A 20,702-nucleotide genomic window follows, 5' to 3' on the forward strand; every position below is an offset into this window, starting at 1 on the left:
GTTACGAAGGTGGTGCCGGTCAGCCATGCCCCGATGGCCAGGTAGGCGGTGGGGAACAGCAGGATGCCGGACCAGCCGACAAAAACGAATCGATCGCGCTTGAGCCAGTCGTCGAGGACGTCGAACCATCCTCGTTCTGGCGCGCGGCTTACTGCGATGGTCATTGAATCTCAAGCCTCCTTGCTTTAAAGTCTTTTGCAAGGTTTCTAATTAAGTTAACATAACTATATACTATGTCATCAAGTCAGGCGAGTTTAATGGGGGGCGATCGAAAAATTTAAACACTGAAAGGCTAGAATTTTTAAGAATTTCGCCCGTCCCTCTCTCCGCGACGAAGTTTAGATACTAAAAAAGTTCAAACGTCAAGATTAGTTAAACAAACTTAAAAAACTCTATGACCGTACAGACTGTAGCGACGAGCGATCGCATTCTCCATCAGCCCGTACTGGGATCGCGCCGGTTCAGCAACTACTTCTGGGCGAGCGTCGTCTCCCTCGGTGGTGTGGGTTTCCTGCTGTCGGGGCTGTCGAGCTATCTGCAAGTCAACCTGCTACCCTTTGCCGATCCGACACAACTGATCTTCGTTCCCCAAGGGCTAGTCATGGGACTTTACGGCGGCGCGGCGATTCTGTTGTCGCTGTACCTGTGGCTCGTGATTTGGTGGGACGTGGGCGGCGGCTACAACGAGTTTAATCTCGAAACCGGAAAAATTAATATTTTCCGTTGGGGCTTTCCCGGTAAAAATCGCCGCATCGACGTGACTTGTGACGTCAACGACGTAAAATCGATCCGCGTGGATGTCAAAGACGGTATCAATCCCAAACGTACCCTGTACCTGCGCGTGAAAGGGATGCGCGACGTGCCGTTAACCCGCGTCGGACAACCCTTATCTCTGGCCGAAATCGAAAACCAAGGCGCTCGACTGGCGCGTTTTCTCGGCGTTCCCCTCGAAGGATTGTAAAGCGATGCTATTCTCGAATTTCCGACGTCAAGTCCTGCCCTGGGTCTTGGTAGGTGTGCTGGCGCTCTCAGCGTGTTCGCAATCTGGAGAGGTTGCCAGCAGTGCTTCGCCAGATTCCGATCGATCTTCGGCCGCGACCGAACAGTTTGCGGGTTTACCGCGACTCGACGGTACGGCGACCCTCGTTATGGTGGTAAAGGGATCGCCGATTACCATCGAAGTCGATGGCAATAACGCCCCGATCACAGCGGGAAACTTCATCGATCTCGCCGAACGGGGCGTGTACGACGGCACCTCGTTTCACCGCGTCGTCCGCCAACCCGAACCCTTCGTGGTTCAGGGGGGCGATCCCTTGAGTAAAGATCCCGAAACCCCCGTGTCGCAGTTGGGGACGGGAAGTTATGTCGATCCCGAGACGCAGCAACCGCGCTACATTCCCTTAGAGATCGAACCGGAAGGGGCTGACGAACCTGTTTATGGCGAAACGTTGGCTCGAGCTGGTGTTGACGCGATGCCAGAGTTGACGCATCGTCGCGGTGCGGTAGCGATGGCGCGATCGACCCCGCCTAATTCAGCATCGGCACAGTTTTACATCGCCCTCTCGGATCTCGATTTTCTCGATGGCAATTATGCGGTTTTCGGCTACGTGACTGAGGGCATGGAGGTCGTCGATACTATCGAGCAGGGCGATCGCATCGATTCGGTGACGGTGACGGAAGGCTTGGAGAACTTGCAGCGGTAACTTGGGCGTCGGAGGGTTCGATATCGATGTCGTGGTGACGGGAATCGGAGCGCGATCGAGCCTCGGAAATCTCGCCACCACTTGGACGCAACTGATTTTGGGAAAGTCGGGATTGCAGAGGTCGCAACCGTTTCCCGAACTTCCACCCAAGCCGCTGGGACTGTTGGGCGATCGCCCCGCCGATTTTCTCGACCTTGCGAAAACTGTTGCGACCGAAGCACTCGAAGATGCGAGTTTATCTCCTTCAAATTTATCTTCAGAAACGCTTCTAAGAGATTGCGGTGTCGTTCTCGGTTCGAGTCGCAGTCAGCAGGGGCGTTTGGAGTCTCTTCACCGACAGATGGAAACGGACGGGCTATCGGGTTGGTTGGAGGCGTTACCGCATCGGGGCGCGATCGCGATCGCCCGACTCCTGGGAACTCGGGGGCCGGTGTTAGCGCCGATGGCTGCTTGTGCGACGGGAATTTGGGCGATCGCTCAGGGGGTACAACTCATCCGCAGCCGACAGTGCGATCGCGTCGTGGCGGGGGCGGTGGAAACGCCGATTACGCCCTTGACTCTGGCCAGTTTCGACAAAATGGGAGCGTTGGCGAAGACGGGGTGTTATCCGTTCGATCGCCATCGGGAAGGCTTGGCGTTAGCCGAAGGTGCGGCGATGTTCGTCCTCGAATCCGCCGAAGTTGCCCGACAGCGCAAGGCCAAAATTTACGGACGCATTCTCGATTTCGGCTTAACCGCCGATAGTTACCACGTCAGCGCCCCCCAACCCCAAAGTCGCGGCGCGATCTCGGCGGTGAAAACCTGTCTCGATCGATCGGGACTCGAACCGAGAGACATCGACTACGTTCACGCCCACGGTACCAGTACCCAACTCAACGATCGCAGCGAAGCCTATTTGCTACGACATCTGTTTCCCCGAGGCGTACCCGTGAGTTCGACCAAAGGCGCGACGGGACACAGCATCGGCGCGTCGGGGGCGTTGGGGGTGGCGTTTTGTTTGTTGGCGATGCGCGATGGGGTGTTACCGCCCTGTGTGGGGTTGCGCGATCGCGACTTCGATTTGGACTTGGTAGAAACGGCGAGAGTCGCGAAGAGCGATCGCCTCCTGTGTTTCAGTTTCGGGTTTGGGGGACAAAACGCCGTCGTCGCCCTATCGCGATGATTCTTCACAAAAACTTTCAGATTTCGGGTTCGCTTCCCTCAAACTCCGTCAAACTTTCGTCGCGTCCAAGCTGACCACAGGTTCGTTTCCCAAAACCTCTGCGCTGTGAACGGCGTTTCGGGGAACTGCGATACAGTCTCCAGCTTCCAAAATCGCCTCTCGTCCTTCTAGAACCAGACGAAACCGCCCGGAGAGAACCCCGTCGATTTTATCGATGGCGTGGGTGTGGTTTGGGAAATAGGTTCCCGACGGATAAACGTATCTAGACACGTGATAGCCACGTCGTTCGAGTTTGTCGCGCATTGCGGATTCAGATAGTTCTCCATCTCGTTCGGGATTCCAGCGCTCGATCTGTGACACGATCGCTTCTCCAAGATGACGTCACCTTTTTAAAATATCAAAATCTTCTTACATTTTTAAGTAGTGTTCTCGGAGTCGTTAACCCTATTGCCCAAAAAACTCAGTATTTTCAACCTCGAGAATCCGTATTTTCAACATAGCTGCTGATTTATAGGCTTGGCTAAGATATAAGAGACGAACAGACTAATTTTTTTAATTCGAGCAGTGAATTTTACTAACAAACTCTCGAAGGTGTAGAACGGGTGTACTAACAAAATACTCGTCATATAACTCCCAACTCCAAGCTGTGGGAGGACGAGTCGAACCCGATCCTTCTGTTTACCGGCACGTTTTTTCGACGATCGCCCAACCCCAAATGGCAACTCAACTCAAGTACAACGCTAACTCGACGCGTAATAGTTTGGGTTTTACACCTAATAGACCGTATCGACAAAATCTTAAAAAAGATCGCAGGCTGAAATGAAGTTTGCTACAATAGCTCTGAGGATTGACGAGAATTCAATCAAGTTTACGTTGATATAAAAAACGATCTATAATAAGATCGCACCGATCGATGCAATTCAAAATCGTGTCGATTTCAACTGTTTTTCAGGCGATCGCTAAAAAAACAAAAAAACAGCAGGAAGCTGTTATTAATTGTGTTAAAGTGCAAATCGCAGCGTATTACAGAGTATTTATCGAATTTATTTCAAAAAAATTAAATTTTTCGAGCTGAGAAATAAATTCCTCCAAACATAGCGATGGTATCACCACCCAAAGTTCTCAAAGAACGGCGAGAGTATAACACCTGGGTCGCCAACGAAACTCTCGAAGACTACTCCTTACGTTACGCTCCCAAATCATTTCGTAAGTGGCCCGAGCTACTCGTTGCCAACACTGCCCTCGGCGGAATTTCGTTCCTAGCCCTCGAAGCGATCGGGGGGTCTCTAGCCATCAACTACGGTTTCACCAACTCCTTTTGGGCAATTACCACAGTCAGCGCAATTATTTTCCTGGCAGGCATTCCCATCACCTACTACGCTGCCAAATATAACATCGACATGGATTTGTTGACGCGAGGAGCGGGATTCGGCTACATCGGATCGACCATTACCTCCGTCATTTACGCGTCCTTTACCTTCATCTTTTTCGCCTTAGAAGCGGCAATCATGGCACAGGCGTTGGAATTGTATTTCCATCTCCCCTTAAGTTGGGGTTATCTCCTGTGTTCTTTGATTATCATTCCTATGGTGTTTTACGGCGTCACATTCATCAATCGCCTGCAACTGTGGACTCAACCTCTATGGCTGGCGTTGATGGTGTCTCCGTACCTGTTCGTACTTCACAAAGAACCCGACGCCTTTTCTCACTGGCTCAACTTTGACGGGAATGCAATCGGCGGATCGGGGTTCGATCCCTTATTGTTTGGAACAGCGGCGACCGTTTCGTTTTCGTTAATCGCCCAGTTAGGCGAACAAGTCGATTACTTGAGATTTTTACCCGACTTGGAAGACCACAACCGCGTTCGTTGGTGGGTTGCAGCGATCTCCGCCGGGCCGGGTTGGATCGTACTGGGATGGGCCAAGCAAATCGGAGGAACGTTTTTAGCGTCTTTAGCGATTTACCACGGCGTCACCTTTGCCAAGGCCAAAGAACCGATTCAGATGTATTTGGCTGGATTTTCCGATATGTTCGGCGATCCGGCGGTCGTCCTCGCCATCGGGACGCTGTTTGTCATCATTTCCCAAATTAAAATTAACGTGACCAACGCTTACGCGGGATCGCTGGCGTGGTCGAATTTCTTTTCGCGATTGACCCACAACCACCCCGGCCGCGTTGTTTGGTTGGTGTTTAACGTCGCGATTTCCCTGCTGTTGATGGAGTTGGGGGTGTTTGAAACCCTCGAGGCAATTTTGGGGCTGTATTCCAACGTGGCGATCGCCTGGGTGGGGGCGTTAGTCGCGGATTTAGTCATCAACAAGCCGTTGGGATGGAGTCCGTCCTATATCGAGTTCAAACGCGCTCACTTATATAGCATCAATCCTGTGGGATTTGGGGCGACGGTGGTAGCGTCGTCGATCTCGATCGCGGCTTTCGTTGGAGCGTTCGGGGATTTCGCCCAAGCTTACGCTCCATTTTTAGCCTTGGGAATCGCCTTCGTTTTGTCTCCCGTTCTCGCGATCGCCACTGATGGCAAATATTACATCGCCCGCGAAAATCACTATCTCAACCACAGCGTACAGACGTTAGACGGCCGCGATCTCATTTCATGTTGTATCTGCGAGCAGTCTTACGAACCGGCGGACATGGCTTATTGTCCGGTGTACGACGGCTCGATTTGTTCGCTGTGTTGTAGCCTCGACTCGCGATGTCACGATCGCTGCAAACCCGAACCCGATTTCATCGACCATCCAGTTATCAAACAATTACAAGCAGAGTTTCGTGAAAAAATTGCCCCTCACCTCGATGCTAAACTCGTTCGATTTCTAGGTAGTTTTGCATTAGTGACGGGGGTGACGGCGGCGATTTTCGTGGTCGTGTACTTTTTCAGTATCAAGAGTTTTGGCGAGCAGTTCCCCGAAACGTCTGAAATCTTGTTCGCCTCGTTTTTGGAGCTGTACGCTCCGTTACTCGTGATTTTAGGGATTGCATCTTGGTGGTACGTTCTCAGCGAAGACAGCCGAGAACTCGCCGAAGACGAACTCGACAAACAAAACCAACAGTTACAACGAGAAATTCTCGATCGCACCGCCGCAGAAGCTGCGTTACAGCAACTGACCCACGATCTCGAAGATCGGGTGAAACAGCGAACGTTCGAGTTATCGAGGGCGTTGAAAACATTACAGGAAACCCAATCGCAACTGGTTCAAACCGAAAAAATGTCGGGGTTGGGTCAACTCGTGGCGGGTGTCGCTCACGAAATTAACAATCCAGTCAACTTTATTTATGGGAATCTCGTTCACGCCGAAGATTACATTCAAGATATTTTAGATTTGGTGGCGTTATACGAGGAAAAATATCCCAATCCAGATCCTGAGTTAGAAGACAAGCTCGAAGAAATCGAGTTCGATTTTATTTCTGAAGATCTGCTTAAGTTGTTGCGATCGATGAAGGTTGGGGCGCAACGAATTCGAGAAATTGTCTTGAGTTTGCGGAATTTCAGCCGTCTCGACGAATCGGATGTCAAACCCGTAGACTTACACGAGGGGATCGACAGTACGCTCATGATCCTCAGCAACCGCTTGAAAGTCAAAGGCGATCGACCGGCGATCGAAGTGATTAAGGATTACGGAGATCTCCCGAACGTAGAATGTTATGCGGGATCGATCAACCAGGTGTTTATGAATATCTTGACGAACGCCATCGATGCTTTAGAAGAGTGGGATCGCGATCGCTCCTTAGAAGACAAGCAAGAGAACCCCAGTCAGATTCACATTGAAACGCAAGCCAACGAAACTCACGTAACGATCGCGATCGCAGATAACGGCCCGGGAATTCCCGCAACGGTCAAACAGAGGATCTTCGATCCGTTTTTTACCACGAAAGCGATTGGAAAAGGAACCGGTTTAGGAATGTCGATCAGCTATCAAATCGTGACTGAAAAGCATGGGGGACAGTTGATCTGCGATTCAGAAATCGATCGGGGCGCACGGTTTGTCATTCTGTTACCAATTTTTCCGCAACGGGCGAGCGATCGCTGATTTAAAGTCGAAGCGATCGCGGTTTCGACTCAGTTTTTAGTCACATTGCAAATCGATCGAGTTTTGAAGAAATCCAACCACTTGCCTGACTTCATATATCGTCTATTTCTACTCCTAACGCAGTGGGGCGATCGCGTTCGTCTAACTCTCGAGAGATTTGTCGGGAATGAGGTAAAATCTCCCCATCTTCTCACCTCAATTCTCCGGTTCCGAACCGTTTGAGGAAGTATTTTCCGATAGCCGATCTCCCAAAACTGGCTCGAGGGCTTCCGAGAGGGCTTTCGGATCCATAAAGACCACTTTAGAATTCTCACTTTGGCTGAGTTTAAAACTCGAATCGACGTAGCGTTGAGTAATAAAAAAGTGAAGAATTTCTCGAGCGTTACGTTTTGACTCCAAGGCTTTGGCGATTTGGTTCATATATTCCGCCGTTCCTTCCGCTTCTAAAATCGACGCTCGTTTTTTAATTTCCGCCGCTCGCTCGATTTCCATCGATTCGAGAACCGTTTTGGATGGATTGATTTTCTGAACGTCGACTCGCGTGACTTTAACGCCCCAATTTCCCGTTTCTTCATCCATTTTTTCCAACATCACTTGGTTGATTTCCCCTCGCGATGTCACCGTGCGATCGAGTTCTCGCTGACCGATTTCCGAGCCTAAAATCGTACTGACGCGGTTTTGAATGGCAGCAGCAACGTCTTCGATTTCGTAATACGCCCGTTCTAAATCTAGAATACGCCAGTACACCACCGCTTGAACTTCCAACGAGACGTTATCTTTCGTAATTGCCCGTTGCGGTTCGATTTGAATGAACTGTTCGCGGGTCGTATCTTCCCACACGATGCGATCGAAAAACGGAGCAGTCAAATTCAACCCTGCGTTGAGGGTTCGGTGGTATTTTCCCAACCGTTCTACGAGTGCTTGATTGCCCTGATTGATAATTTTGACGCCTCCGACGGTGTACCCGACAAACCCTAAAACGATGGCGGCAAGAAACGAATACATCGTCTAAATTTCCTCAAGTACTACACTCGATCGAAAACGAACTTTGACTCTATTAAATCGCGAAACTTGTCAGGGAGCCACCGGCATCTCCCACAGTTTGATCGTTTTGTCTACTCCGCCGCTGACTAACTGGCGACCGTTCGAGGCAAACGCTAAGGCACTGACTTCGCCGCGATGGCCGTGCAACCGATACTCTCGTTTGCCGCTCTCGAGGTTCCACAAAAAAATGGCTTCGCCTCCCCCGACGAGATACCGACTGTCTGGGGAAAAGATCGCGGTACTGAGATCGACCCGCGTTTTCTCGAGGCGATCGATTTCCGCTCCGGGAAAGACGTTCCACAAACGCAAGGTATTGTCGAAGCTACTGCTGGCGATGGTGGTGCCGTCCGGCGACAAGGCAACCGATCGCACGCCCGCGTCGTGACCGGTCAGCGCGCGAATTTGAACCCCTTGAGACACGTTCCAGACTCGCAAGGTTTTATCCGCTCCCCCACTCACTAAGGTATTACCGTCGGCAGACAGCGCGACGCTGGTGACTTCGGCTGTATGACCTTGTAAGGTGTGGAGCGATCGCCCGCTGCGTAAATCCCACACGCGAATCGTGCGATCGTCGCTGGCACTGACGAGAATGCGGCCGTCGGTGGAGATGGCGATATCGTTGACGGCTTTGCTGTGTCCGCCGAGCGTTAACTTACGAATGCCCGTACGGGCGTCCCAGAGGCGCACGGTGGTATCGTTGCTCGCCGTGACGATGGTATTGCCATCGGGGGTAAAGGCGATGGCGCGAATCCAGTCGTCGTGAACCGATCGCTCGTACAGTAGAACGCCGTTTTTGAGGGCGATAATGCCCATATCGCGAAAACTCCCGCTGGCAACGATGTTGTTTTGTGGCGACACGGCGAGGCTGTAAACTCGTCCTCCAGCGTTACGGGCCAGCAACAAGTCGAAAAAGCCGCTGCTGGGGAGGGAAGACAGGGGGAACCACGGGCTGGCCGGAAACAGTCCGTAACGCCAATAGCTGTAAAGTTGAGACGCGGCCAGAATCGCGATCGCCCCGGCTGCAACAGACTGCCAAGACAGGTGAAGGCGATCGCTCCAACTGGTCTGACGTTTGCGAAGGCGTGATTGAGTGCTGCGTCCACCCCCCGTACTGCGAAATCCCGAACCGGTCGATCGCAAATCCGGCGCACCGCTGCGATAGAGCCCCGAGTCTGTCGGTAATGCTCGCGACGCCCGTGGCGTTTTTTGAGAGGAAGGATTCGAGGTGCTGTCGTTGGGTTTGAACGGCCACTTAAAGCCAGTATTCGAGGCAGATAGTTGAGGTTTGGCCTCGTCTAACGAGCGCAAAATCATTTGGGCGTGTTGCGGTCGGTTGCCGGGAAACGGCGCCATCATGTAATCGATGATGTCGGCCAGGGCGTCGGGAATTTGAGGCGCACCGTCTCGCCATTGAAGTTTCCCGGTGCGAGGGTGTTCGGGAAATTCAGTAGGTTTTTTGCCGGTCATCAAGTAGACGAAGGTGCGTCCGAGGGCGTAAAAGTCCGATTGAGGGACAGCTTTTCCGTTAATTTGTTCGGGAGGGGTGTAACCGGCCGAGATGATTTCCGTGACGTTTTGTCCGCCGCCAACTTTGTTGAGATAGGTTCCCGTCACTTCTCGCGCCGTTCCGAAATCGATGAGAACGAGTTGCCCGTCGGGACGGCGCATAATGTTATGGGGTTTGATGTCCCGGTGGAAGTAATGCTGTTTGTGGACTTGTTCTAAAATTTCGACGAGTTGCTCGAGCCAGGCGATCGCTACTTTTTTATCGATCGGTTGGTTTTTACGCTCTTCGAGCCATTCGCTGAGGTTTAACCCCTCGATTTTTTCCATCACCAAGCAGTGAACCGGTTCTTCGCTGTTGGGCGGCCAGTACACGAAATACCCGTCTGGCTCGACTTTGGGAATGCCTGGATGACTCAGGCGGCTGAGGACTTTGGCTTCTTGTTGAAACAGCGAAACCGCTTTGGGATGGTTTTTGTAGAGAACTTTAATGACTTTGAGTTTTTTGCCTTCGGCTGCCTCAAAGGTTTTGCCGAAACCGCCACTCCCGAGCAACCCAAGAATCCGATACCGATTTTGCAGCACCAAGTCCGCTCCGCAATGGGGACAGACGCGATCTTTCGGATTGGGCTGTTCGGCAGGGTTAGGGCATTGGGGGTTAATGCAATAACTCACGGATAGCAGCTGACCCGGCACAAAGGTTAGGGGTATATGTGGGCTTGGACGAATTCGACAGTTCGACACCCGTTCGGAGAGCGCGTGTCCTGAATCGGTCTCGGGAAGTTTGGCTTTTGGAGAACGCTCGCTTGCCAGTCGAGGCGCGACAGGTGGGTTGGGAGACGATTCGGCTCTCGGTTTCGTTTCGACTCCCCACGTCAGGGTTCATCGATTGCGAGGGAAACTCTCTCGATGACGCGAAATTTCGACTGTGGACAGTGCGACGGTTCGGGTCGGCTCTTTGCTAACCCTGACTTTAATTTACCTTACGGAACCTCATTTCTGTTGGCTGCTTTCAGTGTATCGTACTTGTTTACTGTCTGAAGGCGGTGGGATTTCCCCAGGGAAGCGACAAGGACGGTATCGAGGGGAGAGGAAAAATTCGGATTGCTTCCCGTTTTCCTGACAAACTCTCCTCTTTCGGGTTTCCCGACCTCAGAAACAGGAAAACCCAAAACGTAGGGTTTCGGGTTTTCTCAGGAGACCGAGTCTCGGTTGGGGTGTCGTCCTAGATACGAGAACCGCCGAGATGAGGGAGGAATACTGTGACGGACTCGCCGTCGTCGTTAATAATGTCGTGGGATTCAAAGCCAAAGCGATCGCTGGCAACCCGTCGGCGCGATCGACGGTGCGAGGAGGTATTTCGCAGGGAAGTCGAGGTGGCACGGTCGGCAGTCCACGATTGAGGGATCGCTCGTTCGATTGCAACACCAGATCTAGCCATAATATTTTTTCCTCCCTAAAATAATGTTTCAGTTGTCAGTTGTTATTCGGACAACTGAGGCGATCGCTATTTTTTTTAGATCGCAAAGTTGTTGAAAAAACAGTTCGATCGCTTCGGAATAATCTTGGCTGTAAACGATTTTGTATTCGATTTAATGGGTGTTTTTAATCCCACGTTCTCGAAGTTTGCGATCGATCTCGTCTCGTTATTTCACGTTATTAGTATAGCTCGATCGCACGCTTTACTGGAGGGTTTCGATTCAAAAGTTTACAAAAAAAACTTCTCCCCAAAACTACGATCTCGCGGTTGTAATCGACATTACAAAATTGAGATCGATTGGAGAAAAGTACGTAATATTACGGAGCGAAGAATCGAAAAATCGATAGGTTTGCCGCGATCCCCATTGCGTCGCTATACTTGAAACCGACGCGATCGCACGTCGTCGCCGTACTGTCGAACGGCTTCAGAAATCGTCTCCCGTAAATTCGCGTAAACCTTGGCAAAAGGCGGTTGGCGATCGGACCATCCGAGCAAATCGTGCGTCACTAAAATCTGTCCGTCGCATCCCGAACCCGCTCCGATACCGAGGGTCGGCACCGTCAGTTTCTGAGAAATTTTCTCCGCTAACGCCCCATCTATATGTTCGAGAACGAGCGCGAAGATCCCCGCCCGTTCTAACGCCAATGCTTCGGAAACCAGCCGAGATTCTTCAGTGTTAGTCGTCCCCTGCTTGCGATATCCCAACTGATGCACCGACTGAGGCGTCAGTCCCACATGACCCATCACCGGAATTCCCGCCTGCACCAAGACCGCCACCGTTTCCGCCATCGCCGGATACCCGCCTTCAAGTTTCACCGCCGCCGCTCCCGTTTCCTTCAAAACGCGCCCGGCTGACTGTAGAGCTTGCTGGGGACTTTCCTGATAGGTCAAAAACGGTAAATCCACGACCATCAACGCCTGCTTGACCCCGCGACGGACGGCTTTAGCGTGGTGCAACATTTCCTCGAGGGTCAAAGGTAACGTCGTCTCGTACCCTAACGCCACTTGAGCCAGGGAATCCCCCACCAGAACCACATCGACACCGGCTTCGTCCAAAACCTTCGCGATCGCATAATCCCACGCAGTCAACGTGACGATCGAACGATGTTCGCGTTTCCAACGCACCAGCGTTCGGGGTGTTACGGCCATATCTCAACTCTCAAAACTCGTCTCACAACTTGCCCAAAATCGGGATTTCGAGCGCGATCGTACCGGTCTCGGCTCGTTACTTCAGTCTAGCGAAAAGTGTCCGTTCCAAGGGCGCGATATCCTAGATCCTAGAGGGAACCGAGGCAACGGAACCACGGAATACCCCCGATCGCACCTCCCACTCTGACTGACCGTGTTCCACCGATCGCTCGTCACTGCACTCTCCAAACGATTTTCTCTGCGAACGGCGATCGCCATTCCGTTCGCCCTGCAACTGGTCGCCTTTATGGGGCTGGTCGGATACCTGTCCTACCAACAAGGACAACAGGCCATTCTCGACCTCGGCACCCAACTGCAAGACCAAGTTAGCCGCCGCATCGTCCAACATCTCGAAGACTATCTCGAAACCCCCAACCAACTAACCGCCTTAAACGCCGCCGCCATCGAAGCCGGAACCCTCGATCCGACGGATTTAGCCGACACCGCCGAGTATTTCTGGCAACAGATGCAGGTGTTCGAGGTCAGCAACCTCAACTTCACCAGTTCCGATGGAGAGTTCGTGGGGATTTATCGCCGCAATGACGGTCGCCTCGTCCTCACCGAACGGAATTTCGATCGCGATCCGACTCGAGCGTACGAATACCAACTCAACCGCTTTGGCGATCGCGTCACCGTCCTCGACATCACCGACGACTACGACCCTCGCCGCGATCGAGGTTACCTCCAAGCCGTTGAAGCGGGGGAGTTCGTCTGGACGCAAGGATCGGTTCGATCCCCAGGACAAAACACCCCAGCGGTATCGGCCAGCTATCCCATCTACGACGAGGACGGGGACTTGTTGGGCGTGTTGGGCGTCGATTTGCGCTTGTCTCGCATCGCTCAGTTTTTGCGAACGTTGAAAATCGGCCGGGCCGGACAAGCCTTCGCCATCGATCGCCAAGGGGTGTTGGTGGCCACCTCGGGAACCGACGCGTTTCTTGGTTCTGACGATCGCCCCCTCGGTGGGATTCGGGCTACCGAAAGCCGCGATCGTACGGTGCAAGCGGCTGCGACCCATCTGATACGCCACTTTGACAACTTAAATCAAATTGAAGAAACGCAGATTTTACGGTATCAGTTGCAAAACCATCAGTATTTTTTGCAAGTTTCGCCGTTTCGCGATCCCAGCGGTCTCGATTGGCTGGTGGTGGTGACCGTTCCCCAAGCCGACTTTACCAGTGCCGTTCGCCGAACTGCTCGCGTCACGCTCCTCCTGTGCGTCTTTGGATTGGCCGTCGCCACCTTTGTTGGTTGGCAGGTATCTCAGGGCATCGTGCGTCCCTTGCAGCGGTTGACGGAAGGGTTGCGGAAGTTGGGGAGTCAGTGGAAAACGCTGTCTTTTTTAGACGTGCGATCGGGGGGACTGTTGCTACGGACTCGAGAAATCAAAACCCTGTTGACGACGTTCAACCGCACCGCCGCACAGCTTCAAACGACTTTGGCGGAGTTGGAATCGGAAAACAAAGCCCTGCGGGAAACCGATCGCCTCAAGGATTTGTATTTGTTCAATTTAGCTGAAGAGTTTCAACCGACCATTCAAAAAGCCATCGACAATGCGAAAGCCTTGCTCGATCGCCGCGATCGCTATCCTCCTGAAGACTTACAGCGTTTCGATCGCGTCGTGCGTGCTGGAACTCGCCTGTTGGAGTTAATGCAGGAAATTTCCGATCTGACGAAGATTCACTCGGGACAACTGAGGCCGAACCTCGAGGCCGTCGATATTCAGTCTTGTCTCGACAGCATCATCGCCCAACATCGCCCAGACCTCGACGGGAAATCGCTGCAACTGTCCCGTCACGATTTTCCCCCACCCCTGTACGTCCGGGCCGATCGCCGAATGCTCGAACAGGTGTTGTCGATCGTCTTAGAAAACGCGATTCAGTTTACGGAATCCGGTGAAATCGTGGTTCGGACGGCGATTACCGCCCCGATGGGCAAAACCAGCTATCACGAACTTCCCGAAGCCATCATTTCGATTTCCGACACGGGTATTGGCATCGCTCCCGACCAACAAGAGAAGTTGTTTCAACCCTTTGCCAAGCTCGAAGGCTGTCCCGAACACTGTCGCGGTCCGGGGTTGGGGTTGGCGGTGGCTAAAAGTTTGGTGGAGTTGATGCGGGGACAGATCGCCGTTGAAAGTGAGGGGATCGATCGCGGAACGACGGTGATAATTGTCTTACCTATCGGGGCGTCGATCTGAGGAGCGAGATCGAGCAGGGGGCGATCGTCGTTTGATGTTACGAGTTGTAAAAAATGATTGACAAACGAGTTTTGAGTGTCGATCGGCGATCGCGGCGATCGAGACTTCCGAAAGGGTTTCGCGATCGATCTGATCGAGGGTGACGGTATCGCAGATATCGAACGCCGCCCCCATTTTTTGCAAATCGTTGTCGAGATTCAGTAGGAGTTCCCGCAAGCGGGGATTGTCTCCAATTTGCACGATTTCGATGGCCAGTTCTTCGTCCGAGGTAATTTGGTTGGAGGCAGCGATGATGGTTTTGCGGACTTCGGCGATATCTTGGGGGATGCTTCCCGTGAGGACGAAAATGGTTTCGCCGTTGGGTTTGGCCAGTCCTAGGCGACGGCGGTTGAAGTAGAGGTCGATGGCGTCCCGTAGGGGTTTGGCGAGATAAGACCGACCCGAGGGGGGATAGTCGCGAAAGCGTTTGGCGACTTCGGTGGAGGTGACGCGATCGAAGCGATCGAACGTGTCGCTGTAGAAATATAAAGTAATCCCGTCGAAGTCGAACTGTTCGCACTGGGTCACGAAGGCGAGCGTGGCGTCCTGCAAAATGGCTTGCAACGTCAGGCCGCTGTTGGAGTCGGTTTGTGTCATCGTCGCACTGCGATCGATCGCGATCGTGTAATCGCGGTCTTGGAGGAGATCGCCGCCATCTGTCAAAATATCCATCGTTGGTGGGGGGAGAGTCGGAATTCGAGTGAAAACAATTTAGAACGCCGATCGATCGGGAGCGAACGACGTTCTGAAGCGATGGGGAAGACCCGAACGGTTGAGAGACACCCAGAGATGCTTTCAGTGTAGACGATCGCGATCGGGATCTCGCCAACGCAGCGTTAAAGAAACTGCCGGCCGTCGGGGTCGTCTTTAAGATGTTTGAGAACTGTTTTAATCTCTTGAGTACGAGACTTGCGAGCGATTAAAGTGGCTTTTCCGTCCCGTACCACCACCACGTCTTCTAAGCCGATGGTCACGATGAGTTCGTCGTCGTCGCTGCTGTAGACGATCGCTCCTGTCGTATCTCGTCCGATGTGGCGAGCGAGTTCTACATTAGTGCGATCGCCATCGTGGAGGCGTTCGAGAGCGTTCCAATCCCCTAGGTCGTCCCAACCGAAATCCACTGGTAAAACGTAAGCCAGATCGGTTTTTTCCATCAACGCGTAGTCGATACTGATTTTGTCCAACGTCGGATAAGCAGCGACCCCATCTTGGGAGAGGCGAGAGAGGAGAGTCGGGGCATAAGTTTTTAATTCCGAGAGGGTGACGCCAGCCCGGAAGACGAAAATACCGCTGTTCCAGCTAAAGCGTCCCGATGCTAGAAAGTCTTTGGCGGTGGTTTCATCGGGTTTTTCCGTAAAGCGAGCGACGCGGTAAGCAGGGAGTCCGCCTACTTCTCCGCAGGCCGTCCCTTGCTCGATGTAGCCGTAACCCGTGGCGGGATAAGTGGGTTTGACGCCCAAGGTCACGATCGCGGCTTCAGTAGCGGCCAGTTCGATTGCGGCTTTGAGCGTGGTGTGAAAGCGAGGGCGATCGGCGATCGCGTGATCGGCGGGGAAGAAGCCCACCACCGCCTCATTATCGTAGCGTCGGGAAATTTCGAGGGTCGTCCAGGCCACGGCTGGAGCGGTATCACGGCCTTCCGGTTCCACCAAGAGGTTGGCGTCGGGGAGTTGGGGGAGTTGTTCGCGAATCCCGTCAACCAAATGAGAGGCGGTAACGACCCAGAGATTATCCCAGTTTCCCGCTAGGGGTAACAGGCGATCGGCCGTAGCTTGCAGAAGGCTGTTTCCGCTTCCGTCGAGGCAGAGGAACTGTTTGGGGCGTCGAATACGACTGAGGGGCCAGAAGCGTTCCCCCTTTCCCCCCGCGAGGATGACGGGAATAAAGACCATAGTGAACCTCGATGTGTTTCTGATAATGTTGTTTGCGTTGCCCCCATTTTGGCATCGCCCCGCCCGAGATACCGTAAGGAGGAGTGAGAAGAGCGTTTTTGCGCGAATGGGTAGGTGTTTGAGAGGAGGATGTGCGGTTAGAGAGGTGAAAGGCTTACAGCGTCTAGGTTTGAGCTTCTGAAGAGTCGGAGGCGATCCGCGCAATCTTTGAAAGCCTTATCTGGTATGTGTTTGAGAGATTTAGGAAGAAGTGCAATATGGCATTTTTGTCGAGTTTCATGGTAGGATGGCAGCGATCCGCGCAACTGAACCTTGAAAATCAAATAGAATCAAGGTTTCAGAGGTAGGCCGTTGAAAAACCCAAAAATCCCTTCTAGGGATTGAAACGAGTTCGCCGTCGTGGGTGTTGTAGGAGAGTCTGGTTGAAAAACCCAAAAATCCCTTCTAGGGATTGAAACGCCGAAATCTCGCAGGCGATCGCATCCCTCACCAAGTTGAAAAACCCAAAAATCCCTTCTAGGGATTGAAACGTTCTCTTTAGATATCTTTGATTGTGAAATCGTCGAGTTGAAAAACCCAAAAATCCCTTCTAGGGATTGAAACGATTTTCGCGAGCCAGATTCTGGCGATCGCCTCAGGTTGAAAAACCCAAAAATCCCTTCTAGGGATTGAAACCGCCTGACGTATCAATGGCATTTACCACGATTGGAAAAGTTGAAAAACCCAAAAATCCCTTCTAGGGATTGAAACGTTCGCACGAACGACATACGGCGGATCGGGAACGTTGAAAAACCCAAAAATCCCTTCTAGGGATTGAAACGAGGACAAACTCGATCGCCGACGTGGGATAGATGGTTGAAAAACCCAAAAATCCCTTCTAGGGATTGAAACGGCAGATAAGCCATTATCTTTCAGTCGGTATTTCGTTGAAAAACCCAAAAATCCCTTCTAGGGATTGAAACTGAATAAATCGGCCGACGTGAAACGGATCGTGGTGGTTGAAAAACCCAAAAATCCCTTCTAGGGATTGAAACAGATGGCTGGGTTAAGGTTTGATTAATGTGCTAAAATTGTTGAAAAACCCAAAAATCCCTTCTAGGGATTGAAACTTCTGAAGAAGGCTATTGCTGTGAGATGGCTTGCCGAATTATGTTGAAAAACCCAAAAATCCCTTCTAGGGATTGAAACCAGTTCGAGCGAAGGGGTTCCCACGAAAGACCGAGTTGAAAAACCCAAAAATCCCTTCTAGGGATTGAAACTCCGTCTGGGGAGGAACCCAAACGATTCGCAGATCGTTGAAAAACCCAAAAATCCCTTCTAGGGATTGAAACTTTGAAATCAATGACGCCCAGCTCGGTCAGCCCTTCGTTGAAAAACCCAAAAATCCCTTCTAGGGATTGAAACCGAACTCAATGTCAAAACTCCCCCCAGACGCCTTTATCGGAGAAGGTTGAAAAACCCAAAAATCCCTTCTAGGGATTGAAACGCGGCGGATATCGCTGTCGTCGAGGGGGTCTCTGGTTGAAAAACCCAAAAATCCCTTCTAGGGATTGAAACCTTTCCCTCACAGAATACGCCGAAACCCTTTTAAGTTGAAAAACCCAAAAATCCCTTCTAGGGATTGAAACGAGGTAGCCCTGAAGCCGCTCGGTCTGCTGTTTGGTTGAAAAACCCAAAAATCCCTTCTAGGGATTGAAACCCGACCTTTCTGTTCCACCAGCCCGTAGAACTGCGTTGAAAAACCCAAAAATCCCTTCTAGGGATTGAAACGCGGCTGGAACTCCCAATCGCGGTTACCGATTTTGAGTTGAAAAACCCAAAAATCCCTTCTAGGGATTGAAACGAGGACATGAAGCTATCCGAGTTGTCCCATTGATTGTTGAAAAACCCAAAAATCCCTTCTAGGGATTGAAACATCCAGCCAATGTTTGAATGACGCGCCCCGCAACTGTTGAAAAACCCAAAAATCCCTTCTAGGGATTGAAACGGGCTTACATCCATAGATCGAGAGGTGGGTATCACGGTTGAAAAACCCAAAAATCCCTTCTAGGGATTGAAACAAACAGGCAGTCGGAGAAGCTGCTTGAACTAAGTGATAAAGTTGAAAAACCCAAAAATCCCTTCTAGGGATTGAAACCCATAGCTCGCTGATGGTATGAATTGGACGAATGTCGTTGAAGTTGAAAAACCCAAAAATCCCTTCAAGGGATTGAAACACCATCAGGCGACTCAGCCGCAATTGCGGCTCGCGCTAGTTGAAAAACCCAAAAATCCCTTCTAGGGATTGAAACACCAAATCATCATCCGGCGGCGGAAAAGGGTATGGTTGAAAAACCCAAAAATCCCTTCTAGGGATTGAAACTCTGATGGCGAAATCATTGAGTGCGCGACACGATTAAGTTGAAAAACCCAAAAATCCCTTCTAGGGATTGAAACGAAAAATCAATGGAGGCTTACGACGGGCAGATTGTGAAAGTTGAAAAACCCAAAAATCCCTTCTAGGGATTGAAACACCGCCTTGAGATAAGCAAATTTTTTTGTATTTTTCTCTTGTTGAAAAACCCAAAAATCCCTTCTAGGGATTGAAACGAAAGACTCAAAGTATTTGCAAATCGCAAGGTCAACGTTGAAAAACCCAAAAATCCCTTCTAGGGATTGAAACTGTTCGAGTTGGGCGACTTGAGATTCAAGCTCCTCGAGTTGAAAAACCCAAAAATCCCTTCTAGGGATTGAAACGCGCCTGCAAGATTGAGGGGAACGATACGATTTCGGTTGAAAAACCCAAAAATCCCTTCTAGGGATTGAAACGTCTTCAATCCCAATTTCGCCTTTATAGCATTTAGGTTGAAAAACCCAAAAATCCCTTCTAGGGATTGAAACGCTTCCGCCAAGCCGCGCTCGACGAGGTGGGCTTTGGTTGAAAAACCCAAAAATCCCTTCTAGGGATTGAAACTGTTAGCGCCCTGGGGCTGATGGTTGCCCCAGAATGGTTGAAAAACCCAAAAATCCCTTCTAGGGATTGAAACGGTCCAAATTCAATTTCAAAGCTTCCACCAGAAGCTTTGATAGGGTTGAAAAACCCAAAAATCCCTTCTAGGGATTGAAACCTCTTTCCGGTCAAATCCAGCTTCATGATTTTATGCAGGGCAGGAAATGTTGAAAAACCCAAAAATCCCTTCTAGGGATTGAAACGTTGTACGGAGGTAAGTAGATGACTTGCCCCACTGGTTGAAAAACCCAAAAATCCCTTCTAGGGATTGAAACTTTTGGAAGTGCCGAGAATTTAAAAATATTCCTGGTTGAAAAACCCAAAAATCCCTTCTAGGGATTGAAACTGAAGAAATCCCTGAAGTAAATCACTCCAATTAATTGTTGAAAAACCCAAAAATCCCTTCTAGGGATTGAAACGGGAAAGCTATTAAGGCAACAAACTGCATCAAAGTTGAAAAACCCAAAAATCCCTTCTAGGGATTGAAACTTTCTGGTGTGGTTGTGAATTTTCAGATGACCCGAGTTGAAAAACCCAAAAATCCCTTCTAGGGATTGAAACTTTAATTGATATCTATTAACTAGCTATAGGCGATAGTTGAAAAACCCAAAAATCCCTTCTAGGGATTGAAACTATGGGTGCAAAAAAGCGCTGGCTTGGAATTCCTAGTTGAAAAACCCAAAAATCCCTTCTAGGGATTGAAACATACCCTTGCGATATATCTCCGCGCTCTTCAGAAGTTGAAAAACCCAAAAATCCCTTCTAGGGATTGAAACGCTCCCATGGGCATCTCGGCGGCATCTCGAGTCTTGTTGAAAAACCCAAAAATCCCTTCTAGGGATTGAAACTAATGTAATCAACAGGGATGGGTGCAACCATCCCGTTGAAAAACCCAAAAATCCCTTCTAGGGATTGAAACTGGGTCTTTAAGCTTCCCCTGAAGAAGAAGCTGGAGGTTGAAAAACCCAAAAATCCCTTCTAGGGATTGAAACCACGAAAATTGATATCACACTCATACTTACCAGCCTTGAGTTGAAAAACCCAAAAATCCCTTCTAGGGATTGAAACAACCTCTAACAGCTCTAGAAATTGCAGCAGCCGCGTTGAAAAACCCAAAAATCCCTTCTAGGGATTGAAACCTCTGGGGGGTATTATTGACACTTCTTCGGGGGATGTTGAAAAACCCAAAAATCCCTTCTAGGGATTGAAACAAAGAAAAGAACTCTAACCCCCTGCAACTCCCCTGTCAGGTTGAAAAACCCAAAAATCCCTTCTAGGGATTGAAACAAAGAAAAGCCCGAGCTTGAATACGAACGACCTCAAGTTGAAAAACCCAAAAATCCCTTCTAGGGATTGAAACTCGAGATATTGAGCAAATCGCTCGTCCAGCCCGGCAGTTGAAAAACCCAAAAATCCCTTCTAGGGATTGAAACGTACGACGCGCTCTTAGACGATGCCGAAC

The 20,702-nt window shown here is 50.8% G+C and carries 12 protein-coding genes, 1 pseudogene and 1 CRISPR repeat array; of the genes and pseudogenes, 5 read left to right on the forward strand and 8 right to left on the reverse strand.

The genetic code is table 11. The annotated features are described in order from the left end of the window. Window positions 1-164 (reverse strand): annotated as a pseudogene (locus tag POG22_RS01930) (photosystem II D2 protein (photosystem q(a) protein)); the annotation flags it as partial. A 230-nt stretch (window positions 165-394) separates the two neighbouring features. On the opposite strand from POG22_RS01930, the gene POG22_RS01935 reads away from it, so the two are divergent. The 3 genes from POG22_RS01935 to POG22_RS01945 are packed head-to-tail and all read left to right on the forward strand — an operon-like array spanning window position 395 to window position 2,865. After that, window positions 395-961: a photosystem I assembly protein Ycf4 gene (locus POG22_RS01935; protein WP_498903311.1), complete on the forward strand. Its 567-nt coding sequence runs from the start codon at window positions 395-397 to the stop codon at window positions 959-961. A gap of 4 nt (window positions 962-965) precedes the next feature. Then, the gene (locus tag POG22_RS01940) at window positions 966-1,703 is read left to right on the forward strand and encodes a peptidylprolyl isomerase (protein WP_498903313.1); all 738 of its coding nucleotides are present in this window, start codon (window positions 966-968) and stop codon (window positions 1,701-1,703) included. A gap of 1 nt (window position 1,704) precedes the next feature. Continuing rightward, window positions 1,705-2,865, forward strand: coding sequence for a beta-ketoacyl-[acyl-carrier-protein] synthase family protein (locus tag POG22_RS01945; RefSeq protein ID WP_498903315.1), 1,161 nt, complete (start codon window positions 1,705-1,707; stop codon window positions 2,863-2,865). 48 nt (window positions 2,866-2,913) lie between these two features. Here POG22_RS01945 and POG22_RS01950 read toward each other — a convergent pair whose 3' ends face one another. Continuing rightward, window positions 2,914-3,225: a cupin domain-containing protein gene (locus POG22_RS01950; RefSeq protein WP_498903317.1), complete on the reverse strand. Its 312-nt coding sequence runs from the start codon at window positions 3,223-3,225 to the stop codon at window positions 2,914-2,916. Window positions 3,226-3,965: 740 nt separating this feature from the next. On the opposite strand from POG22_RS01950, the gene POG22_RS01955 reads away from it, so the two are divergent. Beyond that, window positions 3,966-6,905, forward strand: a complete 2,940-nt coding sequence (locus POG22_RS01955) for an ATP-binding protein (RefSeq protein WP_498903319.1) — start codon at window positions 3,966-3,968, stop codon at window positions 6,903-6,905. 195 nt (window positions 6,906-7,100) lie between these two features. Here POG22_RS01955 and POG22_RS01960 read toward each other — a convergent pair whose 3' ends face one another. The 4 genes from POG22_RS01960 to panB form a co-directional block, all read right to left on the reverse strand. Continuing rightward, on the reverse strand, window positions 7,101-7,910 hold the full coding sequence (locus POG22_RS01960; RefSeq protein ID WP_017662595.1) for an SPFH domain-containing protein: 810 nt from the start codon (window positions 7,908-7,910) through the stop codon (window positions 7,101-7,103). A 69-nt stretch (window positions 7,911-7,979) separates the two neighbouring features. Beyond that, window positions 7,980-10,127, reverse strand: a complete 2,148-nt coding sequence (locus tag POG22_RS01965) for a serine/threonine-protein kinase (RefSeq protein WP_082901579.1) — start codon at window positions 10,125-10,127, stop codon at window positions 7,980-7,982. Between the two features lie 550 nt (window positions 10,128-10,677). Continuing rightward, window positions 10,678-10,893: a hypothetical protein gene (locus POG22_RS01970; RefSeq protein WP_144053984.1), complete on the reverse strand. Its 216-nt coding sequence runs from the start codon at window positions 10,891-10,893 to the stop codon at window positions 10,678-10,680. Between the two features lie 411 nt (window positions 10,894-11,304). Continuing rightward, window positions 11,305-12,081 carry a 3-methyl-2-oxobutanoate hydroxymethyltransferase gene (panB, locus tag POG22_RS01975; protein ID WP_063717111.1) on the reverse strand — a complete coding sequence of 259 codons (777 nt, stop codon included), beginning with the start codon at window positions 12,079-12,081 and terminating at the stop codon, window positions 11,305-11,307. A gap of 193 nt (window positions 12,082-12,274) precedes the next feature. Here panB and POG22_RS01980 point away from each other — a divergent pair, with 193 nt between their 5' ends. After that, window positions 12,275-14,320: an ATP-binding protein gene (locus tag POG22_RS01980; protein ID WP_498903323.1), complete on the forward strand. Its 2,046-nt coding sequence runs from the start codon at window positions 12,275-12,277 to the stop codon at window positions 14,318-14,320. Here the strand turns inward: POG22_RS01980 and POG22_RS01985 are convergent. Then, window positions 14,297-15,031 carry a vWA domain-containing protein gene (locus POG22_RS01985; protein WP_063717109.1) on the reverse strand — a complete coding sequence of 245 codons (735 nt, stop codon included), beginning with the start codon at window positions 15,029-15,031 and terminating at the stop codon, window positions 14,297-14,299. The two genes, POG22_RS01980 and POG22_RS01985, sit on opposite strands and share 24 nt — an antisense overlap. Before the next feature lie 164 nt (window positions 15,032-15,195). Then, a complete protein-coding gene (locus POG22_RS01990; RefSeq protein ID WP_498903326.1) occupies window positions 15,196-16,251 on the reverse strand; it encodes a mannose-1-phosphate guanylyltransferase in 1,056 nt (351 codons plus the stop codon). Window positions 16,252-16,601: 350 nt separating this feature from the next. Next, a CRISPR array of direct repeats spans window positions 16,602-20,673; the repeat unit is 37 nt; unit sequence GTTGAAAAACCCAAAAATCCCTTCTAGGGATTGAAAC. Window positions 20,674-20,702 lie beyond the last annotated feature (29 nt).

Source organism: Geitlerinema sp. CS-897, from assembly GCF_028368005.1.
Classification (GTDB): Bacteria; Cyanobacteriota; Cyanobacteriia; order Cyanobacteriales; family Geitlerinemataceae; genus Baaleninema; species Baaleninema simplex.